Annotated in this window: 8 protein-coding genes; 2 read left to right on the top strand and 6 right to left on the bottom strand. The window is 68.0% G+C overall.

Annotated elements, in window-relative coordinates:
• Positions 1-31 precede the first annotated feature (31 nt).
• Positions 32-2,377 (bottom strand): TonB-dependent receptor, encoded by a 2,346-nt coding sequence (locus GGR13_RS12420; RefSeq protein ID WP_183213864.1) that lies wholly within the window; start codon positions 2,375-2,377, stop codon positions 32-34.
• A gap of 96 nt (positions 2,378-2,473) precedes the next feature.
• Between GGR13_RS12420 and GGR13_RS12415 the strand changes: the two genes are divergently transcribed.
• Together GGR13_RS12415 and rpoH are read left to right on the top strand one after the other, a co-directional pair.
• Entirely contained in the window at positions 2,474-3,484 is a 1,011-nt protein-coding gene (locus GGR13_RS12415) for an RluA family pseudouridine synthase (protein WP_183213863.1), read from the top strand.
• Positions 3,485-3,700: 216 nt separating this feature from the next.
• Positions 3,701-4,588, top strand: a complete 888-nt coding sequence (gene rpoH / locus GGR13_RS12410) for an RNA polymerase sigma factor RpoH (RefSeq protein WP_183213862.1) — start codon at positions 3,701-3,703, stop codon at positions 4,586-4,588.
• Positions 4,589-4,642: 54 nt separating this feature from the next.
• Here the strand turns inward: rpoH and GGR13_RS12405 are convergent, their stop codons facing one another.
• The 5 genes from GGR13_RS12405 to GGR13_RS12385 form a co-directional block, all read right to left on the bottom strand.
• Positions 4,643-5,449 carry a response regulator gene (locus GGR13_RS12405; protein ID WP_183213861.1) on the bottom strand — a complete coding sequence of 269 codons (807 nt, stop codon included), beginning with the start codon at positions 5,447-5,449 and terminating at the stop codon, positions 4,643-4,645.
• A 72-nt stretch (positions 5,450-5,521) separates the two neighbouring features.
• Positions 5,522-6,817 (bottom strand): adenylosuccinate synthase, encoded by a 1,296-nt coding sequence (locus GGR13_RS12400; RefSeq protein ID WP_183213860.1) that lies wholly within the window; start codon positions 6,815-6,817, stop codon positions 5,522-5,524.
• 90 nt (positions 6,818-6,907) lie between these two features.
• Positions 6,908-8,068: a phosphoserine transaminase gene (locus GGR13_RS12395; protein WP_183213859.1), complete on the bottom strand. Its 1,161-nt coding sequence runs from the start codon at positions 8,066-8,068 to the stop codon at positions 6,908-6,910.
• On the bottom strand, positions 8,068-9,003 hold the full coding sequence (locus GGR13_RS12390) for a DnaJ C-terminal domain-containing protein (RefSeq protein ID WP_183213858.1): 936 nt from the start codon (positions 9,001-9,003) through the stop codon (positions 8,068-8,070). The genes GGR13_RS12395 and GGR13_RS12390 overlap by 1 nt, the downstream gene beginning before the upstream one ends.
• A gap of 156 nt (positions 9,004-9,159) precedes the next feature.
• On the bottom strand, positions 9,160-12,912 hold the full coding sequence (locus tag GGR13_RS12385; protein WP_183213857.1) for a baseplate multidomain protein megatron: 3,753 nt from the start codon (positions 12,910-12,912) through the stop codon (positions 9,160-9,162).
• Position 12,913: the final 1 nt, after the last annotated feature.

Raw genomic sequence — 12,913 nt, 5'->3', positions numbered from 1 at the left:
GGCGGCCTTTCTGTTGGCGGCGGCCTGGACCTCAGTACTGAACCGAGAAGCCCAGCCCGTAGTAGCGCGGCTCGCCGGCGATGAAGGTCGCGATCCCGAACGCGTCGCCGGTATTGCCCGCGTCCTTGATGTATTCCTCTTCCAGCAGGTTCGACCCGAAGGCCTCGACCTTCCAGTTGGCATTGTCCGGCGCATAGCTGATGCGCAGGTTCAGCAGCCCATAGCTGTCCTGGAACTCGTCCACGATCCGGTCTGCGGCCTGCAGGTCGGAGCGGTCATTGTTGTTGTCGAAGAACACCTTGGACTGCCAGGTGTAGGTCGGAATGGCTGCGATCTCGCCGCCCAGCACATTGGCCGAGATCCGCGTGCCGACCGAGAAGGAGTGGTCGGGCGACAGGCGGAAGCGGTTGCCCTCGAAGGCCCCGATGTCAAAGCGCGAGTGGTTGTAGGCATAGGTGGCGAAGGCGCTGAAATTGTCGCTCGGCCGCCAGGATCCCTGTGCCTCATAGCCATAGGACGAGGCTTCACCGGCGTTGATGCTGACGAACTGGCCAGCGGCGTTCCGGATCGTGGTCTGGAAATTCTCGTAGCCATAGTCATAGCCCGAGACCTCCAGGGTCAGGGTGCGATTGAAGAACTCGCCCTTGGCCCCGACCTCGATGCTCTCGACCTCTTCGGACGGCAGTTCCGTGAAGCGGACATTGCCGCCCGGCGCTGTCGGCGCGGCCACCGAAAGCACGACCGGGCGACGGCCGGTGGCATAGGAGGCATAGACGTTCAGATTGTCCGCCAGCGCATAGCGACCGACGACCCGGTAGGTGACGCCATCGTCCTTGACCGACTGGAACTGCGGACGGTTAAGCGCCGTCGGCTGGATGATGATCCCGCGAGCCACGGTCGGCGTGCTGCCGCCCAGCACCGATCCACCGTTGTTCAGCTGTGCCCCATAGCCGGACTCCTTGTCCTCGCTGGTGAAGCGCACGCCGGCGGTCAGCTCCAGACGGTCGGTGACGGCCCAGGTCGCGTCGGCAAAGACGTCGATCGCTTCGGTTTCACCGAAGTTGGTGAAGGTCTCGAGATGATCGACCTTCAGCGGACGCAGCGTCGGGATACCGTTGATGATGGTCTGCGACAGACCGTTCGGGCGTGGCAGGCCGCCGGGCGTGTTCAGCAGGGCGAACACCCGCTCGTTGATCCGCAGGGGCACGCGCTGCGACCCCTTCTCCCAGAAATAGCTCACGCCGGCGAAGGCCGTGATCGGGCCACCATTGTCGAAATTCAGGCGCAGCTCCTGGCTGGCCATGTCGCCCTGGGCATCTTCGGCGAAGACCAGGGCGTCCAGCGAGAAGCCGTCGGGATCGAACACCTCGGTGCCGTCGAACTGGCGGAAGGCCGTGATCGACGACAGGCTGAGCGCGTCGTTGATCTCGTATTCCAGCAGGCCCGTCACGCCGTAGACCTCGCGGTCCAGACCCAGGGGCTGGTCGTTCTCGAACCCGCGTGCGGTCGTCAGGGCGGCACCGGAGTTGCGGCCCAGGTTACCGATGACGACGCCGGTGTCAGGGTTGGTCGGGTTGAACGTCAGCGACTTGAACGAGGTGCCGCTCGGGTTGTCGAACTGGACGTTGACGATCACATCGGCCAGCAGGCGCGGGCCGAGCTGGCCTCTCAGCGCCACGCGGAAGGCCTGGGTGTCGGTGGAGTTGAAGTCCTCGCCGCCCAGCAGGTTCTCGACATAGCCGTCGCGCTGCTTGATCCGGCCCGCGAGGCGGACCGCCAGACCCTCGGCCAGCGGCAGGTTCACGGCCCCGCCGAGCAGATAGTAGCCGTCATTGCCGAACTCGAACCGGGCATCGCCGCCATACTCGCCCAGCCGGGCCTTGTTCTGGACCACGTTGACGGCCCCGATCAGGGCGCCGCGGCCGTACAGGGTCGACTGCGGACCCTTGGCGATCTCGATCCGCTCGTTGTCGAACAGCTCGATGTACGATCCCCGCGAACGCGAGATCGACACCCCGTCCTGGAACACCGAAACGCGCGGCTCGGTCGTGGCTTCACCCGAGTCGGACGTGATCCCACGGATGACGAAGCCGGGGTTGTTGGGCGACTGGTTCTGCACCTCGAAGCCCGGCACGAACAGCGACAGCTCCTCGAACTCCTGCACGCCGATCTCGTCGAGGAACTCGCCGGAATAGGCCGTCAGGGCGATCGGAACCTCGGTGGAGGCCTGTTCGCGCTTCTGCGCCGTCACGATGATTTCGCCCAGATTGGCGGCATTGACCGGCTCGGCCTGCTGGGCCAGCGCAGGTGCGGCCAGTGACAGGACGAAAAGGCTGGTCGCCGCCAGCAGGCCGGATTTCGAATTCGCGATGATCATGGCTATGCTCCACTGACCCCATGAGGGCCTTCAGAACCGCCGTTACGGCCAAGCTATGTCGCCCCCGCGACGTCGCGATGAACGCAGAGCGAACGATTGACGGCAGATTCTACGATCCTTGATCCGGAAACGGACGACGAAATCGTCGTTATCGCCCTCGGCTCCGATACCGTCGGAGACCGACTGGACAAGGCTCTGGCGCGCGCCACCACGGCCTTCTCGCGTGCCCGGCTCCAGGCTCTTTTCGATCAGGGGGCGGTCGCCCGGGATGGCATCGTCCTGTCTGACGGATCCGCAAAAGCCGTCGAGGGTGTCTACGAGATCACAGTTCCGCCAGTCATGACCGCCGAGCCGCGACCGGAGGCCATCGCACTGACCGTCCTTTATGAGGATGCCGAGCTGATCGTCATCGACAAGGCGGCCGGCATGGCCGCCCACCCGGCTCCAGGCAATGAGAGCGGCACGCTGGTGAACGCCCTCCTCCACCATTGCGCAGGATCCCTGTCGGGCATCGGCGGTGTCGCCCGCCCGGGCATCGTCCATCGCCTGGACAAGGACACGTCAGGCGTCATGGTGGCGGCCAAGACCGACCGCGCCCATGCGGGCCTGTCCGCCCTGTTCGCCACCCATGACATCGAGCGCACCTATCTGGCCCTGACCCGCGGTGCACCGTCGCCGAAACAGGGACGGATCGAGACCCGCATCGGTCGCTCGTCGTCCGACCGCAAGAAGATGGCCGTGCTGAAATCGGGCGGGCGCGACGCCATCACCGACTATGTGGTGCAACAGATCTACGGCATCCCGGCCAGGGCGACCGCATCGCCCATGGCCAGCCGGGTCGCCTGCACCCTGCATACGGGTCGCACGCATCAGATCCGCGTTCACATGGCCTCGATGGGCTCACCGATCCTTGGAGACCCGGTCTATGGCTCAGGCAGCCCGACGGCCGCGGTTCGTGCCGCCATTACGGAAGCCGGCCTCGCGCGTCAGGCCCTGCACGCGGCCGTGCTCGGGTTTGTTCACCCGACAACGGGCGAACGCCTGCGGTTCGAGACGCCACCGCCCGCCGACATGACCTTGCTGGAAACCCTGCTCGCGACCTTGTGAACAGGGGTCAGTCTTGAAAGAGAACGGACTATCTGCTACTGACGCGGTAACCGAACACGTGGCTCAAGCGTCACAGTTTTCGATGGCTGTGACGATCCGCCCCTAAAAATCCGGGCAACCTGTCGCTACCTGTTCGGTTGAGGGGTGAGGAGGCGGTGCACATTCGGTGGCTGTCTCCGCTGAGCCCGCTCTTTTCTGGGTTCGGAGGGACCAAATATGGCTGCCATGAAATCACTTGCCGTGATGTCGCCTGAGCAGGGCCTGTCGCGCTATCTTACGGAAATCCGCAAATTTCCGATGCTGACCAAGGACGAGGAGTTCATGCTCGCCAAGCGCTGGTCCGAGCATCAGGACGCCGAGAGCGCCCACCGTTTGGTCACATCCCACCTGCGCCTCGTCGCAAAGATCGCCATGGGCTATCGCGGCTACGGCCTGCCGATCGGCGAGGTCATCAGCGAAGGCAATGTCGGCCTGATGCAGGCCGTCAAGAAATTCGACCCGGACAAGGGCTTCCGCCTGGCCACCTATGCCATGTGGTGGATTCGCGCCTCGATCCAGGAATACATCCTGCGCAGCTGGTCGCTCGTGAAGATGGGCACCACCGCCGCGCAGAAGAAGCTGTTCTTCAACCTCCGCAAGGCCAAGAGCCAGATCTCGGCCTTCGAGGAAGGTGACCTGCATCCCGAACACCTCGCGGCGATCGCCACCAAGCTGGGCGTGTCGGAAGAAGAAGTCACCAACATGAACCGGCGCCTGTCGGGCGACTCGTCGCTGAACGCGCCGATCCGGTCGGATGGCGAGAGCGAGTGGCAGGACTGGCTGGCCGACGACAATGCCGTGTCTCAGGAGACAGCCCTCGCCGAGAGCGAGGAAAAGACCATCCGCATGAGCCTGCTCCAGGAGGCGATGCACGAGCTCACCGACCGCGAGAAGCACATCCTGACCGAACGCCGGCTCAAGGATGATCCCGTCACGCTGGAAGAGCTTGCCAGCCAGTATGGCGTCAGCCGCGAACGGGTTCGCCAGATCGAGGTCCGCGCGTTCGAGAAGCTGCAGAAGGCGATGCGGGCGGCGGCCGAGGAACGGAACCTCGTCGACGCCTAGGTTCACCGGCGTCTGCGCTGACCTGGCGGCCCTGCGAACACTGCGCGTGCGCCGTCAGGCTTGCCGGGCCTCTTTTGCAGGCTCTGCCAGGGCCAGGATGGCATTGATCGGGTCAAGCAGTGCCCCGCGGGTGACCGCGCCACCCTCGACACTGGCTTCCAGCGTCGAGGCCGCGATCGCCAGTCGCGCATCGGCCGTCTTGATGGCCAGCGCCTTCAGCGTTTCAGCCTGTTGCCTGACAGCCCTGACCGCCTGATTGGGATCCCTGTCGAACTGGACCAGGCAGGAGGCCAGGATCCTCAGGGCCTGATCCTTGACGGCCAGGGCCGTCTCGCTCGCTGAGACCGGCTTGTCGGCCTTGCGCTTGTGCGGACCGTTGTATTCACCCGAGTTGAACCGGCGCCGGTCCGGACCGACGTAGCCGATGGCCTCGACCCAGTCGCGCGGCTTGCAGGCGACGTTCTCGATCCGGCGCAGGAGGTCTGTCGACGTGAACGGCTTGCGCAGGAACTCGTGCACACCGCAGTCGCGAGCCCCCTTGATGGTTGATGCGGTCGCTTCGCCCGTCACCATGATCACCGGCACCTTGCGGCTTGCAAGGTTCGAACGGCGCAGCTTGCGGGTCAGCGATTCGCCATCCAGCTGCGCACCGGTCCGTTCGGTGAAGACGATGCCCGGCTCGACTTCGCGAACCAGCTCCAGCACGCGCGCTTCCTCGGCCTCCGTGACGACTTCACGCGCGCCAAGGCTCTTCATGATGTCCTGCAACAGCCGCGCAGACGCGATGTTCGGATCAGCGATGACCACGCGCCGGATGACCGGTGCGATACGGGCTAGGACTTTGGCGTCGGCTGCAAACACGAAAAGCTCCGGCTGGAACCTTAACCCTAACGAACATCCGTTAAGACCGCGTTGAGCGCCACAACCCTCGCTCTAGCCCTGGAACGGGTCTCGCATCAGGATGGTGTCATCCCGCTCGGGGCTCGTCGAGAGCAGGGCGACCGGTGCGCCGATCAGTTCCTCGACCCGCCGCACATATTTGACGGCATTGGCCGGCAGGTCCTTGAACGAACGCGCCCCTTGCGTGCTCTCCGACCATCCCTCGATGGTCTCGTAGATCGGCTCGGCCGCCGCCTGCGCCCGAAGGCTCGACGGCAGATAGTCGAACGTCTCGCCGTCGATCCGGTAGCCGACGCAGATCTTCAGCTCCTTCAGTCCGTCCAGCACGTCCAGCTTGGTCAGGGCGATGCCGTCGATCCCGTTGATGGCCACGGACTGCCGCACCAGCACCGCATCGAACCAGCCACAGCGGCGCGACCGGCCCGTGTTGACCCCGACCTCACGGCCGACCGTCGACAGGTGGGTGCCGACCTCGTCGAACAGCTCGCAGGCAAACGGCCCCTCGCCGACCCGGGTCGTATAGGCCTTCACGATCCCCAGGACGTAGCCGACGCCGCGCGGGCCGATGCCCGAGCCCGCCGCCGCCTGTCCCGCCACCGTGTTCGACGAGGTCACATAGGGATAGGTGCCGTGATCGACATCCAGGAAGGCACCCTGGGCCCCTTCGAACAGCACCCGCTTGCCGGCCCGGATCGCCTGATCCAGCACCCGCCAGGTCGGCTGGACATAGGGCAGGATCTTCGGCGCGATATCCATCAGCTGCGCCAGCAGCGCCTCCGGGTCGATGGGCTCAAGCCCGAGACCCGCTCGCAGCGGATCGTGATGCGCCCGCAGGCGATCAATCTTGACCTTCAGGTCCTCTTCGCTCGCCAGGTCACAGACCCGGATCGCGCGGCGACCGACCTTGTCCTCATAGGCGGGGCCGATGCCGCGGCCGGTCGTGCCGATCCGCGACCCCGGCGCACTCGCCGCCGCCTCGCGCGCCACGTCCAGCGCCGGATGGATCGGCAGGATCAGACAGGCATTGTCCGATACCATCAGCACGTCCGGGCTGATGGCGATGCCCTGGGCCTCGATCTTCTCGATCTCCCCGACCAGATGCCAGGGATCGACCACCACGCCATTGCCGATGATCGAGGGCTTGCCCTGCACCACGCCGCTGGGCAGCAGCGCCAGCTTGTAGACCTTGCCGTCGACAACCAGCGTGTGGCCCGCATTGTGCCCGCCCTGGAAGCGCACGACCATGTCGGCGCGGTTCGACAGCCAGTCGACGATCTTGCCCTTGCCCTCGTCGCCCCACTGGGCTCCGACCACCGCCACGTTTGCCAAAATCGAGTTCTCCGCAGGGCCATACAGGCCGAAACAAGCGGGGGCAGGCTATAGCGGGGGAATCGACCGGTGTCGCGCCATGCGGACGATTTAAGGCGCGATCTGCGCGACCGCCGTCTGGAACGCCCAGTCCAGCCACGGTGTCGCCGCCACCACGTCCTCGGTCTCGACCGTGCACCCGCACCACAGCCTCAGCCCGGCCGGGGCATTCCGGTGCGATTCCACGTCAAAGGCCGCGCCCTCGGCTTCCAGCAGCGACTTCATCCGCTTGACGAAGGCCTGTCGCCCCGCCTCGTCCAGACCCGTCACGCGCGGATCGACGATCTTGAGGCAGACGGACGTCGTCGACCGGGTCGCCGGATCGACCGCCAGCGGCTCGATCCAGTCCGTCCGCTCCACCCAGTCGAACAGGGCTTGGGCATTGCGCTCGGTCCGCGCGATCAGTTCGTCCAGACCTCCGATGGCCTTGGCCCAGTCCAGGGCGTCGATCCAGTCCTCGATCGTCCAGATCGAATAGGTGTTGATCGCCGTCCCCTTGGCCAGGGCGCGATCGAACCCGTTGGCATTGCGCAGCCGCAGCAGCTTGGGCACCGCCCGCGGCGGCTCATAGGTATCCAGCCGCGCCACGGCCCGCGGGCTCATGGCGGCCACCCCGATCCCGGCCTCGCCGCCCAGCGCCTTCTGGAAGCTGAACGTCACCACATCCAGCCGCGCATAGTCGATCGCCATGGCAAAGGCCGCCGAGGTCGCATCACAGATCGCCAGCCCCTTGCGGTCGGTGGCGATGAAGTCCGCATCCGGTACCCGCACGCCCGCCGTCGTTCCGTTCCACGGGAAGACCACATCCTTGGCCGGATCAACCCGGCTCAGGTCCGGCAGCTCGCCCCAGGGCGCACTGATGATTTCGGGGTCCAGCTTCAGATGGTCGCGCGCATCACGGGCCCACTCCTGCCCGAAATTCTCCCATGCCAGGATCTGCACCGGCCGCTCGCCCAGCATCGACCACATGACGGCCTCGACGGCGCCGGTGTCCGACCCCGGCACATAGACCAGCACCCAGTCGTCCGGCACCTCCAGCACCTCGCGGGTCAGCCGCAGGCCATGGGCGAACCGCTCAACCACCTCCGGCGCGCGGATGCCGCGCCCCAGCAGTCCGTGCGGCAGACCCTGCGACGACCATCCCGGCCGCTTGGCCGTCGGCCCTGCCGAGAACCACGGCCGCGCGGGCTTCACGGTCGGCTTGCTCACCATCACGAGCGCCACGGACGATAGGGCTGTCGATCCCGCCATTCCTGGGCGAACTTGGTCAGGGCCTCGTCGGGCGTCTCGGGCAGGGTCACCACCAGCTTTGCCCTCAGGTCCCCGCGCTTGCCACCGACAAAGGCGCCCCGACCCTTCAGCCGCAGCACGGCCCCCGAGTTCGAGCCCTTGGGGATGGTCATGGAGACGGTGCCATCGGGCGTCGGCACCGGCACCTTGCCGCCCAGCACCGCATCCGGCACCGACACCGGCAGGTCCATCGTCAGGTCCGCGCCTTCGATCTTGAACACCGGGTGGACCGCGATCTTGAGCTCGATCAGCGCATCGCCGGCCTCGCCACCGCGACCCGGCGCACCCTGTCCGCGCAGCCGTATCACCTGTCCGTCCGCCGCGCCCTTGGGAATGGTCACATCCAGCGTCCGCCCGTCCGAGAACTGGATCCGCCGGGTTGTCCCGCCGATCGCGTCCTCCAGGCTGATGTCCAGCGTCGCCCGCACATCCTGGCCCCGCGCCGAGAAGGTCGACTTGGCCCCGGCGTTCGGGCGCGCGCCGCCGCCCCCGAAACGTCCGAACAGCTCTTCCAGGTCGATGTCGTCGAACGCGGCGCGCCCGCCCGGCCCGCCCTCGTACCTCGCACCGGAGAAACCACCGGTCCCGAAGCCACCCGGCCGCGCCCCGCCGCCGGGGCGGTACTGCTGCTCGTGACCCTGGCTGTCGATCGTGCCCGCATCGAATTTCTTGCGCTTCTCGGCATCGCCCAGGATGTCGAACGCCGCCGTCACCCGCTTGAACCGCTCCAGCGTCGCCGGCTGGTCCGGATGGGTGTCGGGATGCAGTTCCTTGGCCAGTTTGCGGAAGGCCTTCTTGATCTCGTCCGCGCTCGCACCCCTGGAAACGCCCAGTTCCTTGTAGGGATCGCTCGCCACGCCTTGATCGCTCCGCTCGTTTCGGGCTCGCCAGCGCCTCGCGCTCCGGCCCCGCCAGTACTGCCTTCCAGTTAGGGCATCGCACGCCCGACGCAAAGGGTCATTGAGCGGCCTTGGTCCCGGGACGGACAGAGCGGCGCTATAATCCGCCGTCCTCTACGCGGGCGTCTCTTCGCCGCGATCCCGATCGGCCTGAAGGCTCACCTCGCCTTCGCTGCCCCAGCCGAACCCGCTGCTCCAGGGCGCGACGGCAACCCGGACGCGTCCATCCGACGCTTCCAGGCCATCCTCGGCCATCATCGCGGCCGGATAGACCCACGCCGTCCCATCGACCTCGGCGACCCTTCGCACCTCATCCCCGACCAGAACCCGCACCCGGAACCGCATCCCGTCCAGCGGTACCGCCTCCCGGTCCCAGCCATCGCCATGAATCCGGACCCGGGGAATCCACGACACGCGCACGCCTTCTGCCTCTTCGGCCACCCTCAGATGCACAGGAGACCAGCCGCGATCGTGCACCCCGTGCACCGTCTCCACCCGCTCTGAAAAGCCTGCCCCGCCGGGGGCCATGCCGGCGGGCCCGGCCCGCCATACCCGCTCGAGCCCCCGCTCTCCCCGCGCCAGCCTGACGCGTTCGACCGCTGCGTCCAGGAACACCACGGCGGCTCCGACCCCACTGCCCGCCCGCATCTGCGCATCCGTGCCCTGCTGCCCCCGCAGCAACCGGTCCAGCCGCCAGATCCCCTCCCCGATCAGGGTCGCGCTCTGGAACTGCACCACCTCCCAGCCCGCGACCGTCTCGACCGCCAGCGCATTGGCACCCCCCAGGACCGCGCGTTCGGTCAGGCTCGCCGAAGCCTGCCCCTCGACCCGCACCGCGACCGAATTCACCGTGTCCCACCGATCGACCACCCCGGGCCCCAGCGACTCGACCAGCGCCCCCAGCGTCGCCGGTCGCTCCACCACGGCACGTTCCGTCAGCGTCTCCGCATCCGGACCGGCCCATACGGCCATCGGCACCCAGGGTTCGGCCGCCACCGCCACCAGCGGACGGTCGTCGTCCTCGAACCCCGGCAGCGGCGGCAGGTCCAGCACATGGAACACCGGCCGCCCGACCGTCCGGGGTGGCTCACCCAACGCCCAGTCGACCGCCAGATCCCCGACCGCCACATCGATCACCGGCGCCAGCACCGCTCTTGGGGTCTCGTCCAGATCCACCCGCTCGACCCGCCAGACACCGTCGCGGTCCTCGACCGCGACCCGGTCCCCGGCCTCCAGCCGCAGCGCCTCCAGCGGGCCGAGCGCGACCGTCAGCCGCTCCGCATCCGCGCCTGCCAGCATCCGCTCCGCCAGTGCCGTCGCCAGACCCGGCCCACAGACCGCGGGCAGATCGACGTCCAAACCCCCGCCTTCACCACCGGAGCGCAGGACCACCGACCCGGTCTGATAGCCCGCCCCCTCGTCGATGAACCGCACCCGCGCCGCCCCGGGCCGGGCTTCCAGCGTCCGCTCCGCCGTCACCGCCGCCCCCTCGTCCGGCAGGGCCAGCGCCTCCATTTCCAGCACCATCGACACCGGCTCGACCCCGACCAGCGCCACCTTGCCGTCCCGCTCGGCCCCGACCATGCCAAAGGCCGCCAGCAGGGGCTCCAGCGCATCCCGCGTCCGCATCGGCCGGTCGATCACATAGCCCTGGACCGCCCCCGCCTGCGCCCCGATCGTGAACTGGTCCTCGCCCAGACCCCCGCGCCGCAGAATGGCCGACAGCAGTCCGTCCCCGTCTCCCCCCAGCCGCCCGTTCAGCCAGTGCCCGGCCGCCCAGGCCCCGGCATCCGCCCAGACATCGGCCAAAGCCGGAAACGCCGGAAACGGCCGCGCATCCCAGCACCAGGCATCCGCACCCGCCAGCATCCGCCCGCCATAGACCGCTGACACGGGGTTATGGTCCGGCTCCGCGAAATGCCCCAGCACGGCCTCCAACGCCTTGCGCTGCATGCGATCGTCGCGCGCCCCGCTGGAGAACGGGGGCAGGAAACTCTCCGAACTCTTGGGGTCGACGAACAGATTGGGGGCATTGCCGCCCCGGTCCACCGCCGCACAGCCGAACTCGGTCAGCCGGATCGGCTTCATCCCCGGCACCCAGGCCGTCGGCACCGACGACCGCACCCCGCCGGGCCGGTCGTGATGCGCATGCGACCACCAGCCGACCAGATCCTTGGGGCGGAACACCCAGTGTTCGCCATGCGCCGTATCGACGATCGGCGTCCGTACCTGCGCTGCCCGGTCGGTGTCGCTGGCATAGTACCAGTCGAACCCCTCGCCCCCCGCGATCTGGCTCGCCAGATAGGCCGGCGCGTCCGGCCCGGCGTGGAACACGGCATCCACGCCGCCCTCCCCGTCCCGCCAGTCCCCCATAGGCGGGTACCAGTCGATCCCGACATGATCGATCTGCGGATCGGCCCACAGCGGATCGAGGTGGAAGGTCACCGTCCCGTCTCCCGGCTGGAAGCCGAAATACTCCGACCAGTCCGCCGCATAGGACAGGGCCACATCCGGCCCCACGATCGCCCGGCACTCTGCCGCCAGTTGCCGGTACTGCGCCACCGCCGGATGCCCGCCCTGCGCATCGCGGGTCCAGGTCACCCCCCGCATCTCCGACCCGATCAGCAGGCCGTCACAGCCCGTCTCGGCCGCCAGCCGCGCATAGTGCAGCGCCAGCCGCCTCAGCCCCCATCCGTCCGCCGTCCCGAACAGCGCCGCCATCTCTGACGCTGCACCCGCCCCGTCGGCCCCCCTGACCCGTCCGCGCCAGGGATAGGCTGCCTGCTCCGCCCCGCCATACGGATCAGGAAGACCATTCCCCGCCGCCACATCCATGAAGACGAACGGATACAGGGTCACCGCCCACCCCCGCGCCTTCAGCGCCGCTACCGCCTGCCGCACGCTCGCGTCGGACGGTGTCCCGCCATAGGCCGGGCGTCCGTCGACCGTCGAAATCCGGTGCGCATCCCTGCGATCCAGCCCCGCCACGGACCAGGTCTGCGGCTCGGTCACCTTGTCCCGCCGCTCCACCCCCGGCCGCACCCGGCAGTGACCCGCCCGCAGGTCATCCCCGAACCAGCCGATGACCAGACTGACCCGCTTCAGGTTCGGGGCCTGCGCCTCAAGCTGGTCCAGCGACACGATCAGGTCCGGTCGTCCTTCGGGGTGATGCACATTCTCCGCCGTTGTCCGGGTCAGGCCGTCGCGGCGCAGCACCGTCTCCGTCGCCAGCACGAACTCGCCCGCTCCGGGGATCAGACACACCCCCTCCAGCCGCTCCTCCAAGCCGTCCCCGCCCGGCCGCCGGAACACCTCGAAGCTCAGCTGCGGCACCCGGTTTCCGAACGGGGCCAGCGCCATGTCCTCGAACACCGCACAGGCCGTTCCGCGAAAGGCCGGGGCCTGGCCCTCCACGGCCTCGATCAGCGGGTCCGGCATCTGGTCCTCGGTTCCACGATGGACGCGCATCGTCACCCCGCGCAGGTCCAGCGGCTGCCCGTCGGCCCAGACCCGCCCGATCCCGTCGATCGGCCCCTCGCAGATCGCCACGGCAAAGCTCAGCGAATAGGCGTGGTCGACCGTCCTCGGCCCGCCCTTGCCGCCGCCCTGTTCCCTGCGCCGCTCCAGGAACCGCGCCGCCCAGATCAGCTGCCCCGTCACCCGCGCCCGGCCGAGGGCAAAGGCCATCGGTGCCCCGTCCGCCGAAGACTGCACCCGCAGCGTCTCCAGCCTCGGACCCCGCTGCCGCGCCGGGCCCAGCGCCCCGATCACCGCGTTGTCGACGCTCTGCCCGACAAGCCCGCCGATCGCCCGACCGACCGGTCCCCCGACCTGCCCGCCAATCGCGCTCAGGATCACCTGCGCCATG

The sequence above is a fragment of the Brevundimonas variabilis genome (assembly GCF_014199945.1).
Lineage (GTDB): Bacteria > Pseudomonadota > Alphaproteobacteria > Caulobacterales > Caulobacteraceae > Brevundimonas > Brevundimonas variabilis.
This window is presented reverse-complemented; position numbering and strand designations above follow the sequence as displayed.